This is a genomic window from Chryseobacterium sp. PvR013 (assembly GCF_017833095.1).
Taxonomy (GTDB): Bacteria; Bacteroidota; Bacteroidia; order Flavobacteriales; family Weeksellaceae; genus Chryseobacterium; species Chryseobacterium culicis_A.
In genome coordinates this window covers 1,473,263-1,497,067 of record NZ_JAFIBT010000001.1, presented here as the reverse complement: position 1 = coordinate 1,497,067, position 23,805 = coordinate 1,473,263, and the positions used below count along the sequence as shown (strand labels likewise).

Here is a 23,805-nt window from a genome sequence, read left to right as displayed (position 1 = left end):
TGAATGAATTCTGAATTTTTAATATAAGATAGATCAAAAAGGTCTAGAATTCTGTAATCTTAAGGAAATAAGGATAGAATAGTCCATGGGTTCTTTTTATCCCTTTATAGAGTTTTTACAATCATAAATACTGAGTAAATTGAATTCTGCTGGCAAAACAATATTCCTCTGTCATAGCTTTCAGTGGGGTATAGCTGTATCTTTACAGTCAAATTACAGAGTATATGAAATTCATTCATCAGATTGATCCGTCAAAATTTATTTTTTTTGAACTTTCTCATGCTCCGGCTAATTATCTGCACCGTTCACAGCGAGCCCATTTTTTTGAGATTATCTGGATGAAAGATTACAAAAGAGGAGAGGATCATAGCAATGAAGAAGGGGGTTATATATACTTTATTCCTCCGTATCGTAGTACAAAACCGGCGGTGGAAGATAAGAAAGCTTGTATAATAGCTTTTGATAGAGAATATTTGGAGGAAGATAACCAGGAATATGCCCTGGATGTTTTCAATCTTTTCAATATGCATGGCCAGCTTAGTGGTTTTACAATAGACCGTAATACTGCAGAAACTTTACAGCACCTCACATTATTGATAGAGAAAGAATATAATAATCCGATGGGAACCTATTTGGCTTTAAAAGCACTCTTGAAAGTTCTCTTACTGAATCTCATCCGTATCAACCAGCATTATTTTTTGCATCAGGATCTCAATCAGAAACGGGTTTATCAATTCATTATGTTGATGGATAAACATTATAAAACAGAACGCAAAGCTGACTTTTATTCTAAAAAAATGGGAATCAGTGAAAAACGGATTAATCAGATTCTGAAAGAAAAAATGAATCGTACACTTACACAGCTGCTCCATGAAAGAGTAATTGTAGAGGCTAAAAGAATGCTTGTTTCCTGTGAATTGACCATCAAAGAAATTGCCTATCATTTGAATTTTGATGATCCTGCCTATTTCTCCCGGTTTTATAAAAAACATACAGGCCATACACCAGAGGATTTTAAAAATCAAATTACGGGTGTGTGACATTGAAAAGGCTTATGTTTTTCTCATATTTCCAGATTGTGCCATTGGATTGGAAAATAATACAAGTAAACTTAGGGGTGTCCGATTTAATTTTGTTTCAGGATTCAAAGCCCAACAGCTGAAGAGTTATTTTATAAATCTAAAAAATAATTGAATTATGGAACTTACGAAAGAAGTGGAACAACTTATGTTTAAGAATATCGACAGCCTTTTATCTCCAAAACCTATGTCCCTGGAAGCAGGTATCAAAAGATTGGAAAACGGAATGCTGCACGTAGCGATGAGAAATGTGATGCCCAACTGTAAAGGGAAGATGCTGGATTGGTGGTTTACCTATTTTGAAACAACTGCAGACCTGAAGTTATGGCATCCACATGATCATGTGCTACATAGCGGCTGGGACAGCAAATGGATCAAGAATGAAAACTATATCGGGGCTACCATACATGCCACAGAATCATTGGGAGTAATACCTCCTGTGCCGGCAGTGATTAAGTTTCATCATCCTGCAGAAATTTTTAATCCTGAAATTTTGGAGCAGGCATATACAAATAAAGACGTAAGTGCAGTTGTATATGCCAGAATCGGTTTTGGAGAAAATACTCCTACTGATCGCAATGGAGATCCAATGGATGGATATATGTTTCATGTTGTAAGAGATACGCCACAGGGATGTACGCTGAGAAGTCACTTTTTTCTGGGTGCGTCAAGTGCCGGAAGTAATGATCTATTATCGGATGAGATAGGGTTTGGATTGATGGAACATTGCTACTGTGAATTTACGTATCTGGCACAAGTTCTTCCTTCTCTTTATTATGCTGAAAATACAAGAGGTGATAAAGCTCCTTTTCTTTGGTAAATTCTATAATGATAGGCCAATTCAATATTTTTTTAATTTTTAAGAAAATTAATTTAAAATATGTTTAAAAGGTCTGCTGGTGTTTTGTTGATCGCAAATTATTTAATAAACAGATGTTTATAAACTGGAAATAATAATTTCTGTTTTGATTAATGGATATGGCCTGCCATTTTTTTGGTTTTGCACCTATTTTTTTAAGTAAAAATGTAGAGGAAAATTTGGATTTAGTAAAAATGTTTCTATCTTTGCAGTCCCTTAAACAAAGGGATTTACTGAAAAAAAGTAAGTGGCCGACTCGGTAGCTCAGCTGGTAGAGCAATACACTTTTAATGTATGGGTCCTGGGTTCGAATCCCAGCCGGGTCACTTCATATGGACAAATCATTTCTTAATGGTTTGTCCTTTTTTTATTTAGGGAAACAGATGTTGTAATTAGAGGGAATATTATTAAACAGATCTGGTGATATATAATTATTTAAAATCTTCAACCAGAGAGAAAAGCAATACTAATTAATAGGGTCATGAGATGCTCTGGCTGAAGAAAAGTAAATATGTTGTAAGAAGCTGATCTCTTTGAAGTGGAAGTGGAATTATGAAATTACTTCTGCTAAACTATTATTTAATGATACAGTTGTCTAAATAATGGATACGTCATAGATACATCACGGATACATCATTCCATAGATAATAATAAAATTTATGAGAGTTATTAGGGCTTTTCTGAAAAGAATGGATAACTGAAATACTTTAGCTTTCAATGGTAATCAATTCTTTTAGCTAAACTTTGTTGTTGATTTCCATAACTCATTAAAGTTTTCTGAAAAACAGATATAAATCGATATTTGAGGGGATATTTAATTTCTTTCTGAGACGGTTTTTTTTCGTCTGTACGGATCGATGTTGCATAAAAGTATTACAGGCTATTTCTTTTGAAGACAGGCCTAACCATATCTTAGCACACAATGAAAGTTCTGATTTTGATATATTGGGATTCAGCAATCGAATTTTTTTTACCAGCTCAGGATGTACTTCCTTAAATTTAGAGATAAAGAGCGTATTATTTTCCTGAGCGAGTTTAATAAGATCATTATTTACTCCATTGGTTGTAATAGATTCCGGTTTGTCTTTTATATTTTCAACAGCTTTATGTTTGGAGGTGAAAAGAAAGTTTTTTCTATATTTGAACAGACTGAAAAAAAAGACTGAAACAGCAAGACATACAATAATTAAATTATATATATGGACTGTTTTTTTTGTTTTTGCCTGTAACGTTTGTTTGTTCATAGCCTTCTCTGCCGATAAATTTATACTTTGATTCCATTCATGGCTTAAACTGTCTTTTAGATTAGTATATTTTTGAAGGTATATACGCTCCTTATTTTTATCCTTTAAATGTTCATAGGTTTCTGCTATTGTTTTATAAAGAAGCGGTATGGTATAAATTTGTTTTGTTTTTTCTAATATTTCAACAGATTTTTTATAATATTCAAGGGCCTTTTCGTACTCTTTATTTTGTGAGTAATAATTGCCGCCATAATAATAGGTCATTCCCCTTTGTATATTCCAGTATTCAATTTTTTCTAACATGAGGAGAGCCTGATTAAAATAATAAGAAGACGAATCAGGTGCTGTTTTTTGCTTTGAATAATAATTAGCAATAAGACATTTGATAACAGGGCTTGGTTTTATTTTTAGCGCTTTATGTAGGTATATCAGAGAAGAATCAGGGGTTTTGTTATAAAGAAATTCAGCTCTGCTTGCATAGATGCTGGATAAATTTTTTTTCTCAGCAGGTTCTGTGATCTTTCTGCCAAAATATATAGCCATAGAATTATATTGTAATGCTTTAGAGTCAAGCCCAATAACATAATTAAACTGTCCATACTCCTGATATAATTTACTGTATAAATAAAAACTGTTACTATTTTTAATTTTCTTTTCTGCTAGTTGCAGATATTGTAAACTGGTATTGTACGCCCCTAATGTTCCATAAATAGTCCCAATATTAATATACCCTAAAACCTCTCCTTTAAGATAATTTTGCTGTTTGCTTACGTTGATAAATTTCTCGTTTAAAAATAGGAGTTCTTTATTCTTGCCTAGTAACCGTAATTTTTCATTTTCATTGATTAAAATGCTGTCTATATCTGAGTGCAAATAATTTTGAGAGTATATACAGCTAAAAAAAGATAGACATGTAACATAAGCTATTTTAGTCGGAAATAATTTATAGTTTGTTGGGAACATATTGGCTTTTAACATATCAAAATGGTTCTGTTTAATAATTTTTAATAATTGCACTTATCTTTAAAAAAGTTATTTCGGATAATAGCCTTTTTAAAGAGTATTTATTTAATCTTTATCAGCTGGATTTGGGCTTCTTGGTTTAAATATTCAAAATTTGTTACTCCACCTTTCTTATATTCCCAGTTATGAAATTAATAGTTATAGTAAACCAACAAGCTCATCATATGTTTGGATAGGTATGATTAAAACTTTATGTTGATTTCTATAAATTAAATATTAAATCTATTTAAGTAAAATGAATTATGAGTACGAATTCCTACTTGAGGATAAATCAACATTATACTATTAAGTTATATTGAAAAATTATGTTTTTATCCCTTTAAAATCTAGTGTAAAAATACATAATAAAGATTTTTTTCAAGAAAATTATAGTACATCATTGGCATATCATTTCATTGTTTTGATTTAAAAAAAGTAGGCATAATGAAAAAAGAATTAGGTAATATGTTTTTTGATTATGAACATGTGCGCTTTGTTAATTACCTGTAAATGTGTTTGTTAATTTGGTTTTAAGATGGTCTAATACGCTTGATGTATGTTTGATGTATGTTTGATGTATATTGAAAAAACTCAATTGTTTCGTCTGTGTTTGTGATTGAACACCGTGTATTTATGATGGGTTGTGATTTTTGAATAGAATGTATTTTGGGTGTATGTTGTTTTGTTTTTCATTGGGTGTTAATTGTATTTTATCCTGATAAACAACTGTCATTTCCATCCCCAAATCTTTATTCTGGAAAATCTCTTTTAATTAAAATAATGTCAAAACATTGTCAACTGTTTAAATAGAAAAAATGAAAAAAACAGTATTGTTCTCAATCGATTTTCTTGCTTCTTTATGTGTTTACAACTGAGTGTTAATATAGCAGCTCCTATTAAAACTCTTGATGTGGATGGGGAAGTTAGGCTCAGGCTTTTTCCAAATGTTCAGAATATTCTAATGAGGTTAGCAATGTTGCTTTTGATGATATTCCTATTTATTATCCTGATGTAGGTCTATTTGTTATTTATACTATTGATAAAGTAAAGCGGACTAACTTTAAAAAGATACATCTAACAAAAAGTGCTATTGTATGTGTCTGGTATTTAATAGTTTTGCATGTTTGGTGTATTTTTGATGTATATTTGATGTATGTGTTTTTAAGGGTTGGATTGTTATTTTTTTTGCAAATTTGTATACAGCTAATCTTAATAGTATACACTCAAATGATTGTGGAAAATAGTACTTATAAACAGTTAAAAAAATTGTCTAAAGGATTCGTTTTTTTAATTTAATCTCTCCAAAAGCCATTAATGAAAAAAAAACTTATTCTTTTAATTTCCAGTAATATTATTTGGTCTTGCAGCGCACAGACAGAAACTAATACATTCACTACACATTCTTCCCTTATATTCTACCAAATAGCAGACAATTATTTTGTTAAAAATAATTATGACAGTAAAGAGTTTACTGAAAAGGTAATATCAACAGAAAACGAATTCAATCAAATTTTTGATAAGGCTTCCTTTATGGGAGAAAAGGGAAAACCAACTTCCGTTGACTTTTCAAAAGAAAATGTAATGGCCTTACTACATCCTGCAACGAATAGATCCGTTGAACTCATTCCTTTAAAACTTGAAAGAAATGAGGAGGATCAAACAGTTTTTTCTTACAAAGTAAGAATAGGAGAGCAAAAAGGTTTTGAAAGGAAACCCAAGCTGATAATTATTGTAAATAAGGATATAGACAAAGTCCTTTTTAAAAAGGTTGAATCGTAATCGTAATATTATTTATGTGTGTTTTCAAACCGAAAAACCTTACGCCAACTTCCTAATAATATTTCTCATCATGTATTGTTCAGCAAACATTAATAAAGCGTTATATTGTCTTCTTTTTGTCTTTTGTTTTACAAGGCTATTTTCTCAGAAGTATACTTTAAGGCAGCTTGATACTCTTTTGATCAGGAAGAATGAAGAACTTCGTACCAAAATATCAAACAAGGATTTGATCCTTTGGAATGAAAATCTTGTAAAAATCTCAATTGAAAATAATTATCCTAAAGGAGAAGCCTGGGGATATGCCAATATTGCCAATAGGTTGTGGCTCATAGGAGATTTCAAAAAAAGTTTGGATTATTTAAATAAAGCGGTAGAAAAATCTAAGAATATTAATGATGATTTTCTTGAAGGTAAGATTAATCAGGAATTTGCCCAGGTTTATAGTGCGATGAAGCTTAGTAAATTAGCTCTGGATTATAATTTGAAAGCGATGAAGTATGCTTTGAAACTCAAAAAAGATAATCAGGACTGTCGTTTTTTTTTAAGATATGTATACTCTACCCGGGCCTCTTATTTGGCTGAACCTTATCAGGCTGATTCTTCTCTTATTTATCTGAAGAAAGCTGTCAGGATAGAAGCAAACCCTTTGGATGTAGCGCATATAGCAAGATATTATATTTGGGATAATAAAAATATGGATTCTGCAAACTATTATTTTAAAAAATCCTTTATTCTTTTAGAATTTAAAAAATTTAAGCATAACAAGTACCAAAGAGCAGTAGTTTTACATAATTATGGAGAATTCCTGGAAACTCAAAATAAGAATAGTGAGGCCATTGATACTTGTAAAGCGTCATTAAGATTGGCAAAAGAAGTTGACAGACCTAAATTGATTCTCAATAACTTTCAATTATTAGCCGACCTTTACAAAAAGATCCATGAACTGGATCTTGAAAATGAATATTTAAATAAGGCAACTTCATTGAAAGATAGTCTGGATAATAACCAGAATAAAGCTGTTATTCTGGCCATTGATAGCATGGAAAAGAAAGAACTTGATGAAAAGAGAAAAACTCAAAATAATGCTTTATTATATGGAAGCATCTCTGTAATAGTAATTTTCCTGTTATGTACTTATTTCTATCTGCAAATCAAAAAAAAGAAGGCCAAGCTTATACAAAGTAATGAGATAATTATTCAAAAAGAAGAGGAAACAATAGATTTAAAAAGAAAACTTAGTGAAAACCACGAAACTATAATTCAACTTGCCAGGGATAATAGTATTGGTTTTTTAGCAAAATTTCAAGAAGCATATCCGGAAGTATGCCAGAAACTTCAGATGGTTAATGCCAAACTTACTAAATCTGATTTATCATTTTGTGCCATGATATGGCTTGGATTTTCTTCAAAAGAAATTGCACAATGTACTTCTATGGAACATAGATCTGTACAGACAAAAAAATATAGAATACGTAAAAAACTAAACATTGATACTGAAACAGATTTGTATTATTTCATCAGATCAATATCCCAATTTTAAGGTAATGATAATGAATGGAATCGATCCTGCATGTTAATCTATATTGTGGTTCATAAAGACCCAAATACAAATGATAAACATTGCTTTAAGGGATCCAAAATGAATTTAATAGACTATATAATACTTCAAAGCAGATTAGAAACACACTATTTTGTAACTTGAGCTCATAGTATAAACAATGAGCTTTACCTTTTAATTTAACGGTGAAATTATGACTATTAATTAGGGGTGAACCTTAGTGTAGATACTTCATATACATCTTCTAGTGATTCTTCAAAGATCATTTTGCCAGCTCTAAGCTAAGTATTCTAATAAAGGGTTTGGCCTCCGATTGTATTGTTCATCTGTTTCTTTATCTATAATTTAATTATTCTGTTGTTCACGATTGTTTTAATTGTTTGCTATTCAGTGTGTTTTGTTTTTATAGTTGGTGTTTTGGCTAAAGCATTAAAACTTAGTTCTTGCTTTTCTGGGGGCAATTTTGTAGGATTGAGACGGATATTTAATTACAAACTCAGTAAACTACGGAAGCTTTTTTGTCTTAGAAACTCTACAGTGGCTTTTAGTGTTGATTATAAATGATGTATGTGTGATGTATGGCATATGTTGCATGCTGTATTCATGTTGTATCCGCCTGGTTGTAGGCCATACAGGTACGATTTACTTTTGTAACCTTAATTAATTTAAATCAATATTTATGAAAAAAATTATTTTAGTAGGTTATGTTCTGTGTTCTGCTATGGCTAGTTCTCAGGTGGGTATTAATACCGCAACTCCTACTAATACCCTCGATGTTAATGGTACCACAAGAATCCGGGATCTAACCTTATTAACCAGTCCTACAATTTCAGCTCTGTATGCTGATCAAAATGGTGTTTTAGGTACAGCTAATATTACTCCCCAATCTCAGGTGGCTTTTTATACAACTGCCAGTACGATGTCTTATAATGCAGCAAATTATAATACCGGAGCTACTCAAATCGTTCAGATACAATCTTCTCATGCGGTACTGAATACTATTGGAACTACAGTTTCCACTATTGGGCAGGTTACTATTGGCCAAACAGGGAATTATATGTTGTCCGGATCTGTAGCTCCTTCTCTTACAATAAACAATGATGGAGACGGATATGCTTATATGGCTGTTAATCTTGAAGTCAGCACTGATGGAGGATCATCCTGGACATCTGTAACTGGAGGCCGTCCAATGTTTCCCAGAGTGGGAGTTGGGGTCACAAGAATTTATTCTTTCACAATGGCTCCTGTAATTAAATCTTTGAATGCAGGAAATCTGATCAGAGTGATCTTTTATAGGACTAAAGATGGAGGAGGTACTCTACAAGGATCTTCTATGAGTTCAATAGATCTTAGTTTTGGTTATGGTTCGCCCACCTATACATTAAGTCTTAACAAATTATAAATTACCAATGTTGTATATTAATTATTTATATGATGAATAAAATTTTTTAAATCAAATGAAAGTTTATTGATTTTATTTATAGATGTAGTGAACTACAGCAGTAGGGGTGCAATTGAAGAATTGCATCTCTTTTCATTTTAGAAACCTTCAGTTATTAATTACAATTATTATTGAATCTGTTTAATAAACAGGTATTTATAAATGGGGAATTGTGATTAGAATTTTTGTTCATTACTATCGTCTGCCATTTTTTTGTTTTGCACCTTTTTTTTGAATAAAAATGTGGAGAAAAATTTGGATTTAGTGAAAATGTTTCTATCTTTGCAGTCCCTTAAACAAAGGGATTTACTGAAAAAAGTAAGTGGCCGACTCGGTAGCTCAGCTGGTAGAGCAATACACTTTTAATGTATGGGTCCTGGGTTCGAATCCCAGCCGGGTCACTTCATATGGACAAATCATTTTTTATAATGGTTTGTCCATTTTTTTGTTCATAATTTATTATTTTTTCTCCATGGAAATACAAGTTCAAGGAGATGTCTGAGGTTAATGATTTAAAAGAAAAGCATTTAATTGACCTACTACATTTTCCCAAAGCCTGTCTTTCATATTTTTTTTGAAAAAACCAAAGTGGTCAATTCTCTTCAGTCCTAATTCTGAAGGAACTAACTTTGTGAAAGTAATTTCTTCTTTACTGTCAATATGCTCCCAATAAGATTCTGTATTTTTCTGACTTGATATAGTGTCGTCTATGGTCCAATATAAATGAACAGGGAATGTATAATTCCTGAAATGCCCAACCGGAACTGTTTTGCCATAAAACTTAGCATCGAAGAAGTAATTTTTCTTTTCTAACCAGCTGCGCCATTCATACACTACATTTTTAGGCAGATTTTCCATTAATCCAAAGGTTTTAGCTTTTACATATCCTGTCATTAAAATACTTATAGGGGCAAAAAGGTAAAAGTAAAAATAAGCTTTCATTCTGTAAGGCAGTGGCATATTCATATAATAGCCTGCTGATACGGCGAAATTGATCATTCCTTTTACATTATCCAGATTTTTCATAAATCCGATTTGCTGCCCGCCAGCACTATGCCCAACAATGATAAACGGAAGTTCAGGAAATCTTTCGTTCAGAAAGTCCTTGATAGCAGGCATATCTCTTACTCCATAATCTGAAAACTTAAATTCACAGGTCTTTAAATTTCCGGAAAAAGAATCTCCGCTTCCCCTGTAATCCCAAAGACAGCACAGGAAATCATTTTCAGCAAGATAGGTAAGAAATGACAGGTAAAATTCTTTCTTTGTTCCTGTACCACCATTAAACTGAACTACAGCTTTTGGCTGATCCGGAATAAGGAGAATTCCTTTAAGCGGTATTCCGTCTTCACATATAGTTTCAAAGCTTTCCGTTTTCATGTTGTATTTAACTTAAAAATCATGGGCTGTCATTAAGATTTTTTACAAGGATCTGGTCTTAATGCAGAATTACATCTCTTTTTCAGGTTAAATTTAGCAAATGCAGGAATTCATTTATAATATTTAACTATGCAGTACGTACTAGGTTCTAAACGAAGTTTTTTGAATGGTTGTAAATTTTTATTCAGACCTGATATTTCATAGTGATATTGCTGATATTTTCAGTGGTGGAAGATTTTATTTCCAGAAATCCCGCTTTTTTATATAGTTTATAAGCTTTGTCATTTCCCGGAGTAACTTCTAAAAGAATTTCAATGCCATGATATGTATGAGAGGCTTCCTCAATAACTGCTTCAAGCAATCCCTGTCCAATATTTTTTCCCTGAAATTCATTTTTAACATACATTTGATAAATATTTCCGGTATTGTCCTCACCCTTCACAAAGCTGCAGATCCCTATAAGTTCTTCATCTGTAAAAGCTCCAAATACAAATCTTTCTTTGGTCTGCTCTTCAATATGGCTTTCCATTGGAAATTTTTCAATTTTCAGGGCTTCCTGATAGTTGGCTCCAAATGAATCGGGGAATTTTTCCAGACTTTCCAACCGGATGGTTCTGTAGATTTTACTTTCCTCAGGAAGAAGTTTTCGAAAGTTAATATTTTTCATGGTGATCTTATTTGTCATTTTCATTTATATCCAATACAAAGGTGTGGATTATTTTGGCTTCCTCTTAAATTTATCACTGAATTTTAATTAATTTCATTAAAATTTGTAAACCTGTTGATCAATCTGTAACAAATTTCTTTTTAGATAGTCTTATTAAAAACAAAACATATACTTTTGATCAGAAATACTTACCTAAGTGGTCTGTAAATTTAAAAAAAGTATTCGTTTAAGGGGAAAATCACATTGTTTTATTTGAATGTTACATTTTTGCGAAATAACCTGTTTATTTCATAATGAACATGATAAAATATGTATATTTATAACACATATTGGGGAATAATATTGAAATAACGGTAGATAATTATCAACTTATTTGTAAGAAAATGAATAGGTAGATATCTGGATATATAAGGAAAAGTGGTGGTGATGGGAAAAATTAACTGGTTCATTTTTAAAAATAAAAAGACACATCCGAAGGGTATAAAGAATATAATAACCTTTAGTATCTGCATGGGGTTATTTCTGTGTCTATTTTCATGTCATAGCGAATCCCATACTACTGAAAGAGAAGATTTTGATGTTTCCTTATTGACTCAAAGTTCTGAACTTCAGTTGTCTGGTGGATATGAAGCCTTTGCCCAGCTTAATAAAAAATATCTGAAAAAGGCAGTCAAAATGAGGTATCCAGCAGGGAAAGGGCTCTGCTATCTGAATATGGCAAGTGTGAATGTCTCAGCTGGAAATTATGATAAAGCCCGATTTTTTTTCAATAAAGCAGAAAAAGATCTGATACCTTCTGAAAATGCATATCATAAAGCGACTTTCTATGATGATTACAGCCTGTATTATTCTCATCTTAAAATATATGATAAGGCTATAGCGTGTAATAATAAAGCATTTTATTATTTTAAACAGGTAAAAAAAACAAAACTCACTGATAAGCTTCTTCCAAGACTTTATGTAAACAAGGCTATTTATTATGCATGGAAGGGATGGTTTGGGACATCTTTAAAATGTTTTACAAAAGCCAATGTGCTGGAAAATTCAGCGTATACCAATTGTATGATGGCACAGTATTATTTATTTACCCATAAGCCTGATTCTGCAGGAATATATATTGCCAGGGCAGATGAAAAAATGCTTAGTCAGAAAACAACAGATGTGGAGTCACTTTGGGTGTATTACACCATGGGATATTATTATAATGATGTTGATAATAGTGAACAGGCAGAAAAAGCGCTTAAAAAAGCACTGGAAATCAATATAAAAACAAGACGCACTTACTCCTCCCATATAAAAGAGGTTTATAAGGCTCTTGCAGAATTATACAAGAAAAAAAATGATGGTGGAAAGGCCTATTTTTATCTGAAGAAATATATGGAAGAGGAAGGAAGATCTGATGCTGCACGATTCGCTGCAATGAATAAAACGACTGAAGATTTTATTTCAGAAGTAAAACAGGAATCAGATTGGCATAAAAATGATCTTCCGCTATTTATCGCGCTGTCAATCACCGTTCTTACCGTTTCAGGAGTATATGTCAGGAAGATGATTGGCGGATTACGAAAGAAGAAGAATACTTTAAAAGAGCAAACCGATGCATTGAAAAATCATGTCCAGACAAAGCAGCGGGAAGAAGTAATTGAACTTGCTAGAAGGAATGACTCTTCTTTCTTGTTGAAATTCAAAGAATTGTATCCCGGATTTATAAAAGCCCTTTTGGAAATCAATCCGGATCTTGAAAATTCAGAGCTCGCTTTCTGCGCCATGTTGAAATTACGTTTTTCTTCTAAGGAGATTGCGGATTATACTTTTGTACAGCACAAATCTGTTCAGCAAAAAAAATACAGGATAAGAAAAAGACTGAATATTCCCGGAGAAACAGATATTTATGACTTTTTTGAAACGTTAACAGAATAAAAAATATATCACAATAAAAGCAGCAGGATTCTGTTTTATGAAAAGATTTTATTGTTGATTTTATCAGAAAAAATCATTGAAAATTTTTAAAATATGAAAACCATTATTCTGAGAGATCATTGTTTAATCATAATTAATACAGGGATTTAGCTTAAATAGAGAAACTTATGATGCGTATTTTTCTTTCTGTTTTACTTTTTGTTTTAGTTTCGTGCCATTCTCATTCAAAGAAAGAGGCTGAAAAGAGATTTGATGTCTCTTTGCTTAAGCAGAATGAGAAATTCAGGCTTTCCGGAGCGTATGATTCATTGATTACGCTTAATAAAAAATATTATGATCAGGCTAATAAAATGAATTATGCAGAAGGGAAGGCGCTATGCTTTATCAATCTGGCTGAGCTTAATATTTCACTGGAAAATTTTCAGAAGTCGCAGATTCTTTTTGATAATGCAAAAGAGATTCTGGATGGTTCAGAGGATAATATCCACAAAGCCAGATTTTATAACGTGTACGGACGCTTCAATGTAGAACTTCGAAGGCTTGATAAGGCTTTTCAATATAACAATGAAGCCATGAGCTTTATAAAGAAAAGTGATAACTCAGAGCTTAAAAATGATATACTTTTCAGTATTTATTTGAGACAGGCAATTTATCTTACCCAAAAAAAAGAATACGAAAAAGCGCTTGAATATTTCCATCAAGCCAAAAAACTGGACAATACGGGGCTTGCAGACTGTGCTATAAGCGATTATGTTTATATGCGCAGAGACAGGGATTCTGCCTATAAGTACATAACAATTGCCTACAATAAAGCCAATATAGGAGGTAAAGAAGACGGAATAGCCCTCTATACGAATACTATTATGGGGGAGTACTTTCTTAATTATAAAGAATATGATAAAGCAGAAGTGTATTTTAACAGGGCATTGAAAATCAATGAAAAAACGAAACGTATCTATGCTTATTACGCCAAGTATATCTATAATGATCTCAGGGTATTATATGAACATACGGGGGATAAAGAGAAGGCCTATTTTTATCTGAAGGCGTACACGGATGCTTTTTATAAAACCAATACATCTTTGCTGGCTACCATCAATCAGGATATGGAGTCTTTTATTACGGTAGCCCAACAAGATACCGATCATCGTCAAAGTAAAATATATTGGATTGTTTCCCTGTCGTTCTTAGGTCTCTGCCTGTTGGGACTATATGCCTGGAGAATTGTTCTTACCTTGAGAAAACGTAAAAAAATCCTTTCTATAGAAGCTGAAAATCTGAAAATAAGGATGAATGACAATAAGCAGGAAGAGATTATAGAACTTGGTAAAAAGAATGACTCTGAATTTCTGGATCGTTTTAAAGAAGCTTACCCAGAGTTTATAGCTCAGCTTTTAATGATTAACCCAAGTCTTGAAAATTCTGAACTGGTTTTTTGTGCTATGATTAAACTGCATTTTACTTCTAAAGAAATAGCAAGCTATACGATGGTTCAGCATAGAAGTATTCAGCAGAAAAAATACAGAATCAGAAAAAAACTGAACATTCCTGGAGAAACAGATATCTATCATTTCTTTGATACCTTACAATAATCAAAAAAAAACTGTCTGATTTATCAGGTCAGACAGTACTCGAAATATTCTCTTTTCACCACTCGGTTTTTTTCTTGTGGTCTCTTTGGTCAAATATGAAAATTTTTATTGGGAACATGAAAAAATACTATACTACATGGGTACTACATACTGTATTTTTGTTTTTAAATATTTGATATATAAGTCGTTATATTTTCAGTTGATTTGTGGAATTATTAATCAAAAAAAGAGCTGATCATTCTCAACTGACTTATTTTTTACCTTAATTTTTCATAATTTATCTTTTTTAAGTACTATTTAAGTATGACTTTCGTCCTGATTTTCAATACGTTTTTATCTCCAGTTTTCTTCCTGAGATTTTAATGATTCCTCGCCTAAAAGAACTTATATTATGTAAGACCGAAATGAGTTTTGAATATAATTTATTGATAATTAAATAATTATCATGCTTGTTGTACCTGTGTAGTAGGATTTTTTTTTGTTTTTTATTTGAAATATACAAGCTTTGCGGTGGGATTTTTTGCGAATTTTATACGATTGGTTTTGTTTTGTTGTATTTATGATAATGTTCCGCTATGGTTTTAAATACAATGTCTGAATGATCTTTTGATGAAAAAATAAGCAGCCTTATATCTGTACCAAAATAATTTTATATAAATCTATGAAAAAAAGAATTTTATTCGTTTTTGCGTTAGCATCATGTTTTACGGCTTTCAATGCTCAGAGATGGGAATCTGTTTCTCAGAAAACTTCACAGATAAGAGAAGGAGTTGCAGTACAACATTCTTACCGAGTTGATTTGAAGTCTCTGAGAGAAATGTTGAAAAATGCTGAAGAGACGGGAAAAAATGCACGTCCTGTTATTATTTCTTTACCAACAGCAGAAGGAAAAATTGAAAAATTTGCGGTCTATAGCAATCCTGTGATGGAGCAATCTCTTGTAGACAGATATCAGCTGGGATCCTATGTAGGAATTGGCGTGGATGATGCTTCTAAGTATTTAAGATTTAGTACATCCCCTACAGATATGCAGTCTATGATTATTAAAGACGGTATATTTCAGTTTATAGAACCTATAAGTGCAGATAAACAGACTTATGGCGTTTTTTATAAAACAAAGGAAAAAGGAGACATGCATGGGTTTGAATGTGATACGGAGCATGATCTTAAGGAGATAGGTAAACTGGTGGAAAACGGAAAAAAGATGCTTTCCAATGTAGGAATTACCAACAGACCTACTAATACAAAATACAGAACTCTCAGAATGGCTATGGCTGTTACCGGTGAATATACGCAATTTCACGGAGGCACAGTTGCCGGGGCTGTCGCTGCAATCAATAATACAATGACCAGAATCAATGGGGTTTTTGAGAGAGATTTTGGAGCTCACTTTAATGTGTTGGATCTTCCGGGAATTATTTATACAGATCCTGCTACCGATTTTTATACCCCTCAGGCAGCAGCAGGAGATCCGTCATTAAACTTACAGCTGCAACAAAAGCTGACGGCAGATGTTGGAAATGCCAATTATGATATTGGACACGTATTTCATCGCAATGTAGGACAAAGCAGAAATGGAAATGCCGGAGGAATAGGAATTGTTTGTACAAATCCTGCCACTAATACTTCTTTAGGAAAAGGTGCCGCTTTTTCAATGAGCCCTGACCCTGTAGGAGAAGTATTTGACTTAATGGCAGCACACGAAATGGGACACCAGCTGGGAGCCAACCATACCTTCTCTATGAGAACTGAAGCTTCCGGTGCCAATGTAGAGCCTTGGGGAGGAACAACGATCATGGGATATCCGGGAATTACTCAGGATAATATTCAGGCCAATATGGATGGATATTTCCATTATAAATCTATTTCTCAGGTATTGAATAACCTCGAAGCTAAAGTAGGATGTGGTGTTGCTGTTGATATCATAAACAATACCGCACCGGTAATTACACCGTTGGCTAATTATTCTATTCCTAAAGGAACTGCCTATTATCTGGATGCGGTAGCAGTAGATGCAGAAAGTGATCTTGTTACCTATACATGGGAACAATACAACAGTGTAGGAGACAGGAATACGATTTCCGGAGATAGCGGATGGGGCTATAATGCAGAAGGAGCTATTGCGAGATCTTTACCGGGAACAGCCACCAGCAGAAGATATTTCCCTAAGCTGGAAACTGTATTGAATGGTGTACTGACAGACAAACAGGTATGGGAAACCGTTTCCTATATCCCAAGAACATTGAACTATGCGGTAACTGTAAGAGATCAGAATGCATTAAGACCAATGACTTCCACTGCTGAAACGGTTGTAACAGTAGGTAATGACGGACCTTTCAAATTCAGCGGACTTACCACAGCATCTGTTTTATATAATGATGCATCCAATACCATCACATGGGATGCTGCAAACACCAATAACGCTCCTTATAATGTAGCTGCCGTAAAAATAGATTATACAACCAATAACGGGGCTACATGGACAGTTCTGGTAGCTTCTACACCTAATACAGGAAGCTATGCTGTACAAATGCCGGCTAATGTAACGGGAACTATTAAATTAAGAATATCAGCAGTAGGCAATATTTTCTATGCTGTATCTCCGGCTGTAACAGTAGGAACGGCTCCTACTTCTACTGCCGTCGCTCCAACAGGAGTTTCTGCAATAGAGACAGAAGTTTTAAAAACAACGGCGAGAATATCGTGGAATAAAGTACCGGGAGCCACTTACTCTGTCAATTACAGAAAAGTAGGGGCTGCAAGCTGGTCGAATACAACAAGTGCTGTCAACTCTGTATTGTTGTCAAATCTTGAAGATGAAACCAATTATGAAGTACAGGTAGCTGCCGTTGTAAATAGTGTTCCGGGAGCATTCTCTACTAATTATGCCTTTAAAACAAAAGGGCTGAGAACGGGTTCAGATTATTGTTTAATGACTACAGGAGGAAATGGCGGAAGCTTTAATAGTGGTCTTGTAAGATTGACGTTATCTAACCTGGCTTATGTATATACCGGATTGGATGTTTACAAAACATATCTTGACTTTAGTGAAGATGCAACCAAAGTTGTTAATTTAACAAAAGGAACTCAATATACAGCAAGCTTTAGAAACCTTGCGGGAGGAAACTATAACGACTGGCTTGAAATCTGGATAGATTACAACAGAAACGGAGTCTTTGAAAACTCTGAAAAAGTAGTAACCAGTGGAGCTCTTCCTTTCTATGCTGCCGCTGCTCAGGCTTACCTTCGTGACGGAAATGTGACATTTACAGTGCCTGACACGGCGTACTCTGGTGAAAAATTGTTGAGAATGAGAGTTGCAAGTACTTTCTTTAATGCAGCCAGCGGACCTTGTGGAAGCCCTACTGTACCTGTAAATGGTGGTGGAATCGTTTCTGTAGGATCTTTCAGAGATTTTTCTGTGAAGATTTCGGAAAATGCTAACCTTGCTGTGAGAGATGTCGTAGACACGAAATCATCCGAAGTATCTATTTATCCTAACCCTGCAGATACATTTGTAGAAGTGAAAAACCTTAAAGGTAAAGCAGATTACAAAATCTACAGTGCTGACGGAAGATTAGTTCAGGAAGGTAAAATTGAAGGAAGGATCAATGTTGCTTCTTTGGTAAAAGGAATGTATGTGATCACTATAAAAGATGATAAGAATACTTATAATACTAAGTTAATCAAGAAATAACACAAATGAATCTCCGCATCAGGATCTAAAACGCGGAGAGAAAAAAGATTTATTTAACTGAAAAAGGCTGTCTCTGGTTGAGACAGCCTTTTGTTTATGATGAAGTATGACCATTAAAAAAGTCCAGCATGGTTGCCAATGACTTTTCAGAATGCATCCGTTCGCCGTTTTCAAGGGATTCCTGTGTGGCAGTGGCTGCTCTTTTCTGCATATGATGTTCATAGCTGGAAATTGCTTCCTGCAATGTGCTGTAACTGTCATTCGTTAAATATTCACTCAATTCAAGGGCATCCAGCATGGCCATATTGGCACCTTCTCCTGCAAATGGAGGCATTACGTGAGCAGCATCACCAATCAGTGTCAGGTTGGGCTTGGTTTTCCATGTTTGATCTAAGGGCATAGAGTAAATCAGGCGTGGAATAAACGGAGTTCCAGCATTTTCAAACAATTCTTCCCATAAAGGATTCCATCCGGAGTATTCTGTTTTGAACCATTTGAGCACCTGTGCATTGTCAGAAAAATCAAGACCACTGGTAGCAGGCCAGTTTTCATCAGCTTTAAAGCTTGCATAAAACCCGAGATCTCCATTCCCTTTCTGGCCCAGCAAAATATTTTTTGTATTTCCGAATGCCATTATTTTTCCGCCTTTAATTATGGAATTAATCTTAGGGGCATTTTCTTTTGAAATATTTCCTTCCAACATAATAACTCCGGAATAAACAGGTTTGATATCAGTGAGATAAGGCCGTATTTTAGAATTGGCTCCGTCTCCGGCAATAACAAGGTCTGCGTACACTGAATTCCCGTTTTTGAAGTGCAAAAGCCAGCCTTCATTTTGAGGTTCCATCGAGAGAAAATGACTGTCCCAGACTACGGTGTCAGGATGCAGGGATTCCAACAGCATATTTCTTAATGGACCCCGATCTATCTCTGGACGAAAATGCTCATGTCCAAAATCTTCTTCAGGTTTTGTTTCATGATCGTTAAAAAATATTTGAGCCTTTTCATTCATGATCAGTGTTCTGTCTGCACCGGGACGGAAAGTCTTTTTGAATTCCTCCAATAATTCTGCTTTGCGCAGGGCTGCCAGTCCTGAGTCTTCATGCATATCGAGAGGAGAGCCTTGTACCCGTGCATTTTTATTGAAATCTCTTTCATATACTTTTACATCTGCACCTTTTAATTGTAAAAGTCTTGCCAGCGTAAGTCCTGCAGGACCACCACCAACGATTGCTATTGATTTATTTTCTATCAGCATTTTAATTTAAATTTTACAATGCAAATTTATTTTCCTTTCAACACTGATAATAGTACAAATCGGTCGTTTTTATTTTTGGATAATTCTTTAGGAGCAACCCCTGAAAATTTTTTCACTTCTTTGATGAAATGATTCTGATCGGTATAATTAAGTTCCGGGAAAAGCCTTCCCTGTGCGATATGTTCCAAAGATGCCCTGAAACGCAAAATAGTAGAGTAGGCTTTTAATGACAAGCCGAGCTGTTTGGTAAAATAACGGTTGATCTGCCTGCTGCTCCAGCCTGTTTTCTCAGAAAGTTCCTGCACACTCATTTCTCCTTTTGAGGCATAAACCAGCTCAAAAAGTTGGCGTTTTCTTTCATCTACCTTTGTGGGAAGGCGTTCTTTTATTTTTTGAATTGCTTTTGTACAGCAGCAGGAAAAATCTTTTAAATCATCTGTTTTAAAATCCCAGAAATCAGAAGAAAGTTCTTTTCCAATATTCAAAAGATCTGCGATAGAGGTATTCAAAATATATTCAACAGCAAGAGGTTTAAAACTGATCACAAAGGCAATGGTATGGGGAGCAATGTATCTTTGTTCCGGATAAGTTTCCAGCCCGAGAAGAGTAATATGAAAAGGCTCTGAAGCCGATTGTGAAAAAAATAAATCAATTCTTCCGTCAGGGATGATAACCACTTCTTTCGCTTCATCCGAAAGGTTCTGAAAAGTTCCCAGATTTTCAACAAAATCTGCGATCTCTTGGTCAGGTTCTATGAAATGATAAGAGAAGTCATTGTCCATAATTATTGTCTGTGCAGACTGCTTTTAGATGAAGAAAATTACAAAAATTGTTGTAAACTACAAAGTACAATACAATTTGAATATTGAACTGGGCTAGTACATTTTAGAAAATCTGTACCAGCTGATTTGCCTATGAATATGATATTTTTGTAAATTAAGAGTTAATGACCGGAAAATGAAAAATATGCAGGAAAGTGAAATCAATTTTATACAGCACAACGAGGCGGCCTGGAACAAACAGGCATTAGAAGAGAATGAATGGTCAAAAGCTGTAAGTACAGACTTAATTAATGATGCGAAAGCTGGAAAATGGGAGGTTCATCTGACTCCGAAACCATTAAATAAGGAATGGTTGGGAGATGTGAAAGGAAAGAAAATTTTGTGTCTGGCATCTGCAGGAGGACAGCAGGCTCCGGTACTGGCAGCAGCAGGAGCTTCCGTAGTTGTTTTTGATATTTCCGGTGAACAGCTTAAACAGGATGAAAAAGTTGCTGAGCGTGACGGTTTGTCACTGAAAACCATTCAGGGGGACATGAGAGACCTGAGTGTATTTGAAGATGAAACATTTGATATTGTATTTCATCCCATATCCAACCATTATGTGGAAAATGTGAATCCCGTTTGGAGAGAAACGTATAGAGTCTTGAAAAAAGGAGGAGTATTGCTGGCCAGCTTTTTTAATCCCGTTGTGTTTATAGCAGACCGAAATCCTCAGGATATAAAAGATGGAATTATCAGACCAAAATATACACTTCCTTATGCTGATATAAAAGATTTGGATCAGAATCAGATTAATGGAAAATTGGAACATAGTGAAGCGCTGGTTTTCGGGCATACACTTTCAGATCTTATTGGCGGACAATTGAGAGCAGGTTTTTTAATTGCAGATTTTATAGAAGAAATGCAGCCAAATCCGCGCTTTTTAATTGATGAATATCTACCAACATTTATAGCAACGAAAGCAGTGAAATCAAACCATTAAAGGCTAGAAATTTTTACGAATATCTGAATTATCACTATTTTAGAAGTCTCAAAATAGATTTATGAAGATACTTTAATGGACAAATCATCACTTAACACTTACTTTCATTCTCTATTCAGTATTGAAAAAGAAGTGGTTGAAAAGATCACTGAAAAATTTAATTGCTTTGAATTGAAAGCCAATACAATTTTGCTGGATAAAGATGCCATCAGTACCAAAACCTATTTTCTTGAAAAAGGGTATGTCCGCTCGTATATTCTGAATGAAGATAATGAGGAGATTACCACCAATATTTATAAAGCTCCCTGCTTCGTTAATGATTTCTTATCCTTTTTCAGACAGCAGCCTACCAAAGAAATATATCAAACTGTTACAGCCTGCATTTTCTGGGAAACAGGATTGGAAAATGTACAGCATAATTTCCATAATATTCCTGAGTTCAGGGAGTTTAGCCGGCTTCTTTTTGTCCTTAATTATTATAATATTCATGACAGACTGATTGAAATGGCCAGTCAGAAAGCATCCACAAGATATTTCAATCTGATGAAGAAGGATCCCGATATTTTTCAGCATGTCCCTTTGAAGGTAATTGCTTCTTATTTAGGAATTAAAGACAGCTCACTGAGCAGAATCCGAAGGGATATTCACAAACTGTAATTTCTTTTCATTTGTCAAGTGATAGTTCAGAAATGATCACTGATCTTTGTTTAAAAATAATTCATGAACAAAAAACATATTGTAGTAGTAGGATTGGGTGGTGTAGGCGGTTATTTTGGATTTAAAATAAATCAGACTAATGAAACTTCCCGGAAATATACCGTTTCCTTTGTTGCCCGTGGAGAAACTTATGAGAAAGTAAAAGATAGCGGATTGACTTTGCTGTCTCCTGAACATGCTAATTCGCAGACTCATCCTGATACCATTGTACAGAACGTCAGTGAGATTGAAAATCCTGATCTGGTATTAATTTGTGTAAAAGAATATGACCTTGAAAATGTATGTAAGCAGTTGGTGCCGGTCATCAACAAAGATACGATCTTGCTTCCTATGATGAACGGAGCAGACATCTATGACAGAATACGTACCGTTATTCCGGAGCATACCATTCTTCCAACCTGTATTTATGTAGCTTCTCATATTAAAGAGAGAGGAATTGTAGAGCATAAAGGAAAAGCCGGGAAAATGATTGTTGGTAGAGATCCTGAGCATTTTTCCACTCCAGTGGAATGGGTTACAGACCTTTTGAGAGAAAGTAAAATTGACTTTGATTTCAAGGATAATTCATTAACGGATATCTGGACAAAATTTATTTTCATTGCCAGTTTCGGATTGGTAACGGCAAAGCATAATTCATCCATCGGAACTGTATGTGCGGACGAGAAACAGAAGATGGAAGCAACTGAAATTATGAAAGAAATACAACAGATTGCTGCTAAAAAAGAAATCCATCTTCAGGAAGATATCATTGATAAAACATTTGAAAAAGCGTCTACATTTCCTTTTGAAACGCCTACTTCCTTACAGCTTGATATCCATTCGGGAAAGAAGGATAATGAACTGGAACTATTTGCAGGTGCCGTATTGAAATATGGTTCTGAAACAGGTGTAGAAACTTCTTTTACTCAGAAAATCTACACTGAGATTACTGCAAAATAAGTTTTGGCTAAAGCCGAAAGAATAGGAAATATAAGAAGGCGGGTTAAAACCCGCCTCTATTGAAAATTAAATATAAAAGATAGAAATTTATTAAGCACTATGCATGAACTTTTGCCGGTCCAATAATACTTCTTCAGTTTCTCTATGATCAGGATCATCTATGCAGCAGTCTACAGGGCACACGGCCTTACATTGTGGTTCCTCATGAAAACCTTTGCATTCTGTACATTTTCCGGAAACGATATAATAAACTTCATCCGAAACAGCTTCATGGTATGCATCGGCATCACCTTCTGTGCCGTCAGGAAATGTGATATGTCCTGAAAGTTTTGTTTTGTCTTTCCAGCGCCAGTCGATAGCACCTTCGTAAATGGCTGAGTTGGGGCATTCAGGTTCGCAGGCTCCACAGTTGATACAGGCATCTGTTATTTTTATAGCCATATTGTATGAATTTAAAGGGTTTAAAAAAGGGATTTCTTCAACGTCGGACGATTCAGAAATCCCCGCTAAACTTAATTACAGCAGTTCAACACTGTTCTTTGAAAATAAGCAGCATAAAGTGTGCTAATTTTTAATTTTAACTCATTAATCTGCAGCAATTTTTACTGACAGTCCATCCATTTGGGCAGTCAGATGAATCTGGCAGGCTAATCTGCTGGTTGTATTGGAGGTAAACAGTTCTGATAACAGAGCTTCCTCGATATCATTTTTTTCAGGAAGAGGGATGGCTTCACTGAGAATAAAACAATGACAGGTGGCACACATGGCCATTCCTCCACACATAGCTTCCATGGGTAATTCGTAAGCCTTGCAGATATCTTTAAGCGTAAGTCCCATTTCTAAAGGACATAATAATGTATGAGCATTACCGCTTTGGTCGATAACAGTAATAGTAATTTCATTCTCCAT

General features: G+C 34.3%; 18 protein-coding genes and 2 tRNA genes. 13 read left to right on the top strand and 7 right to left on the bottom strand.

Annotated elements, in window-relative coordinates; all coding sequences use genetic code 11:
- Positions 1-224: 224 nt before the first annotated feature.
- The 3 genes from JOE44_RS06765 to JOE44_RS06755 all read left to right on the top strand — a co-directional run bounded on the left by JOE44_RS06765 (position 225) and on the right by JOE44_RS06755 (position 2,264).
- Positions 225-1,040, top strand: a complete 816-nt coding sequence (locus tag JOE44_RS06765; protein WP_209784893.1) for a helix-turn-helix domain-containing protein — start codon at positions 225-227, stop codon at positions 1,038-1,040.
- Between the two features lie 157 nt (positions 1,041-1,197).
- Complete coding sequence (locus JOE44_RS06760; protein ID WP_209784892.1) at positions 1,198-1,899, top strand: hypothetical protein; 702 nt, start codon at positions 1,198-1,200, stop codon at positions 1,897-1,899.
- Between the two features lie 292 nt (positions 1,900-2,191).
- Positions 2,192-2,264: transfer RNA gene (locus tag JOE44_RS06755), tRNA-Lys, on the top strand.
- A gap of 441 nt (positions 2,265-2,705) precedes the next feature.
- On the opposite strand, the gene JOE44_RS06750 is transcribed toward JOE44_RS06755, so the two are convergent.
- Positions 2,706-4,160 (bottom strand): LuxR C-terminal-related transcriptional regulator, encoded by a 1,455-nt coding sequence (locus tag JOE44_RS06750; RefSeq protein WP_209784891.1) that lies wholly within the window; start codon positions 4,158-4,160, stop codon positions 2,706-2,708.
- Between the two features lie 1,338 nt (positions 4,161-5,498).
- On the opposite strand from JOE44_RS06750, the gene JOE44_RS06745 reads away from it, so the two are divergent.
- The 4 genes from JOE44_RS06745 to JOE44_RS06730 all read left to right on the top strand — a co-directional run bounded on the left by JOE44_RS06745 (position 5,499) and on the right by JOE44_RS06730 (position 9,363).
- Positions 5,499-5,963 carry a hypothetical protein gene (locus tag JOE44_RS06745; protein WP_209784890.1) on the top strand — a complete coding sequence of 155 codons (465 nt, stop codon included), beginning with the start codon at positions 5,499-5,501 and terminating at the stop codon, positions 5,961-5,963.
- 70 nt (positions 5,964-6,033) lie between these two features.
- A complete protein-coding gene (locus tag JOE44_RS06740) occupies positions 6,034-7,503 on the top strand; it encodes a hypothetical protein (RefSeq protein ID WP_209784889.1) in 1,470 nt (489 codons plus the stop codon).
- A 697-nt stretch (positions 7,504-8,200) separates the two neighbouring features.
- Positions 8,201-8,923 carry a hypothetical protein gene (locus JOE44_RS06735; protein WP_209784888.1) on the top strand — a complete coding sequence of 241 codons (723 nt, stop codon included), beginning with the start codon at positions 8,201-8,203 and terminating at the stop codon, positions 8,921-8,923.
- A 367-nt stretch (positions 8,924-9,290) separates the two neighbouring features.
- Positions 9,291-9,363, top strand: a tRNA-Lys gene (locus JOE44_RS06730).
- A gap of 103 nt (positions 9,364-9,466) precedes the next feature.
- On the opposite strand, the gene JOE44_RS06725 is transcribed toward JOE44_RS06730, so the two are convergent.
- Entirely contained in the window at positions 9,467-10,342 is an 876-nt protein-coding gene (locus JOE44_RS06725; RefSeq protein WP_209784887.1) for an alpha/beta fold hydrolase, read from the bottom strand.
- 184 nt (positions 10,343-10,526) lie between these two features.
- Positions 10,527-11,009 (bottom strand): GNAT family N-acetyltransferase, encoded by a 483-nt coding sequence (locus tag JOE44_RS06720; RefSeq protein ID WP_209784886.1) that lies wholly within the window; start codon positions 11,007-11,009, stop codon positions 10,527-10,529.
- A 510-nt stretch (positions 11,010-11,519) separates the two neighbouring features.
- On the opposite strand from JOE44_RS06720, the gene JOE44_RS06715 reads away from it, so the two are divergent.
- From JOE44_RS06715 to JOE44_RS06705, 3 genes are all read left to right on the top strand, one after another.
- Positions 11,520-12,929 carry a tetratricopeptide repeat protein gene (locus JOE44_RS06715; protein WP_209784885.1) on the top strand — a complete coding sequence of 470 codons (1,410 nt, stop codon included), beginning with the start codon at positions 11,520-11,522 and terminating at the stop codon, positions 12,927-12,929.
- 167 nt (positions 12,930-13,096) lie between these two features.
- Positions 13,097-14,521 (top strand): hypothetical protein, encoded by a 1,425-nt coding sequence (locus tag JOE44_RS06710; RefSeq protein WP_209784884.1) that lies wholly within the window; start codon positions 13,097-13,099, stop codon positions 14,519-14,521.
- 661 nt (positions 14,522-15,182) lie between these two features.
- Positions 15,183-18,218, top strand: a complete 3,036-nt coding sequence (locus JOE44_RS06705; RefSeq protein WP_209784883.1) for a reprolysin-like metallopeptidase — start codon at positions 15,183-15,185, stop codon at positions 18,216-18,218.
- 94 nt (positions 18,219-18,312) lie between these two features.
- Here JOE44_RS06705 and JOE44_RS06700 read toward each other — a convergent pair whose 3' ends face one another.
- Together JOE44_RS06700 and JOE44_RS06695 are read right to left on the bottom strand one after the other, a co-directional pair.
- On the bottom strand, positions 18,313-19,476 hold the full coding sequence (locus JOE44_RS06700; protein ID WP_209784882.1) for an NAD(P)/FAD-dependent oxidoreductase: 1,164 nt from the start codon (positions 19,474-19,476) through the stop codon (positions 18,313-18,315).
- A gap of 26 nt (positions 19,477-19,502) precedes the next feature.
- On the bottom strand, positions 19,503-20,258 hold the full coding sequence (locus tag JOE44_RS06695; protein ID WP_209784881.1) for an AraC family transcriptional regulator: 756 nt from the start codon (positions 20,256-20,258) through the stop codon (positions 19,503-19,505).
- Between the two features lie 184 nt (positions 20,259-20,442).
- On the opposite strand from JOE44_RS06695, the gene JOE44_RS06690 reads away from it, so the two are divergent.
- From JOE44_RS06690 to JOE44_RS06680, 3 genes are all read left to right on the top strand, one after another.
- On the top strand, positions 20,443-21,240 hold the full coding sequence (locus JOE44_RS06690) for a class I SAM-dependent methyltransferase (RefSeq protein WP_209784880.1): 798 nt from the start codon (positions 20,443-20,445) through the stop codon (positions 21,238-21,240).
- Positions 21,241-21,315: 75 nt separating this feature from the next.
- Positions 21,316-21,897: a Crp/Fnr family transcriptional regulator gene (locus JOE44_RS06685; RefSeq protein WP_209784879.1), complete on the top strand. Its 582-nt coding sequence runs from the start codon at positions 21,316-21,318 to the stop codon at positions 21,895-21,897.
- 63 nt (positions 21,898-21,960) lie between these two features.
- Positions 21,961-22,896 (top strand): 2-dehydropantoate 2-reductase, encoded by a 936-nt coding sequence (locus JOE44_RS06680; RefSeq protein ID WP_209784878.1) that lies wholly within the window; start codon positions 21,961-21,963, stop codon positions 22,894-22,896.
- Positions 22,897-22,986: 90 nt separating this feature from the next.
- On the opposite strand, the gene JOE44_RS06675 is transcribed toward JOE44_RS06680, so the two are convergent.
- A complete protein-coding gene (locus JOE44_RS06675) occupies positions 22,987-23,337 on the bottom strand; it encodes a 4Fe-4S dicluster domain-containing protein (RefSeq protein ID WP_105682736.1) in 351 nt (116 codons plus the stop codon).
- A gap of 144 nt (positions 23,338-23,481) precedes the next feature.
- Positions 23,482-23,805, bottom strand: a complete 324-nt coding sequence (locus JOE44_RS06670; protein ID WP_209784877.1) for a 2Fe-2S iron-sulfur cluster-binding protein — start codon at positions 23,803-23,805, stop codon at positions 23,482-23,484.

Coding starts and splice junctions, on each gene's coding strand:
- JOE44_RS06765 (WP_209784893.1), top strand. CDS start 225: ATGAAATTCATTCATCAGATTGATCCGTCAAAATTTATTTTTTTTGAA.
- JOE44_RS06760 (WP_209784892.1), top strand. CDS start 1,198: ATGGAACTTACGAAAGAAGTGGAACAACTTATGTTTAAGAATATCGAC.
- JOE44_RS06750 (WP_209784891.1), bottom strand. CDS start 4,160: ATGTTAAAAGCCAATATGTTCCCAACAAACTATAAATTATTTCCGACT.
- JOE44_RS06745 (WP_209784890.1), top strand. CDS start 5,499: ATGAAAAAAAAACTTATTCTTTTAATTTCCAGTAATATTATTTGGTCT.
- JOE44_RS06740 (WP_209784889.1), top strand. CDS start 6,034: ATGTATTGTTCAGCAAACATTAATAAAGCGTTATATTGTCTTCTTTTT.
- JOE44_RS06735 (WP_209784888.1), top strand. CDS start 8,201: ATGAAAAAAATTATTTTAGTAGGTTATGTTCTGTGTTCTGCTATGGCT.
- JOE44_RS06725 (WP_209784887.1), bottom strand. CDS start 10,342: ATGAAAACGGAAAGCTTTGAAACTATATGTGAAGACGGAATACCGCTT.
- JOE44_RS06720 (WP_209784886.1), bottom strand. CDS start 11,009: ATGAAAAATATTAACTTTCGAAAACTTCTTCCTGAGGAAAGTAAAATC.
- JOE44_RS06715 (WP_209784885.1), top strand. CDS start 11,520: ATGGGGTTATTTCTGTGTCTATTTTCATGTCATAGCGAATCCCATACT.
- JOE44_RS06710 (WP_209784884.1), top strand. CDS start 13,097: ATGATGCGTATTTTTCTTTCTGTTTTACTTTTTGTTTTAGTTTCGTGC.
- JOE44_RS06705 (WP_209784883.1), top strand. CDS start 15,183: ATGAAAAAAAGAATTTTATTCGTTTTTGCGTTAGCATCATGTTTTACG.
- JOE44_RS06700 (WP_209784882.1), bottom strand. CDS start 19,476: ATGCTGATAGAAAATAAATCAATAGCAATCGTTGGTGGTGGTCCTGCA.
- JOE44_RS06695 (WP_209784881.1), bottom strand. CDS start 20,258: ATGGACAATGACTTCTCTTATCATTTCATAGAACCTGACCAAGAGATC.
- JOE44_RS06690 (WP_209784880.1), top strand. CDS start 20,443: ATGCAGGAAAGTGAAATCAATTTTATACAGCACAACGAGGCGGCCTGG.
- JOE44_RS06685 (WP_209784879.1), top strand. CDS start 21,316: ATGGACAAATCATCACTTAACACTTACTTTCATTCTCTATTCAGTATT.
- JOE44_RS06680 (WP_209784878.1), top strand. CDS start 21,961: ATGAACAAAAAACATATTGTAGTAGTAGGATTGGGTGGTGTAGGCGGT.
- JOE44_RS06675 (WP_105682736.1), bottom strand. CDS start 23,337: ATGGCTATAAAAATAACAGATGCCTGTATCAACTGTGGAGCCTGCGAA.
- JOE44_RS06670 (WP_209784877.1), bottom strand. CDS start 23,805: ATGGAGAATGAAATTACTATTACTGTTATCGACCAAAGCGGTAATGCT.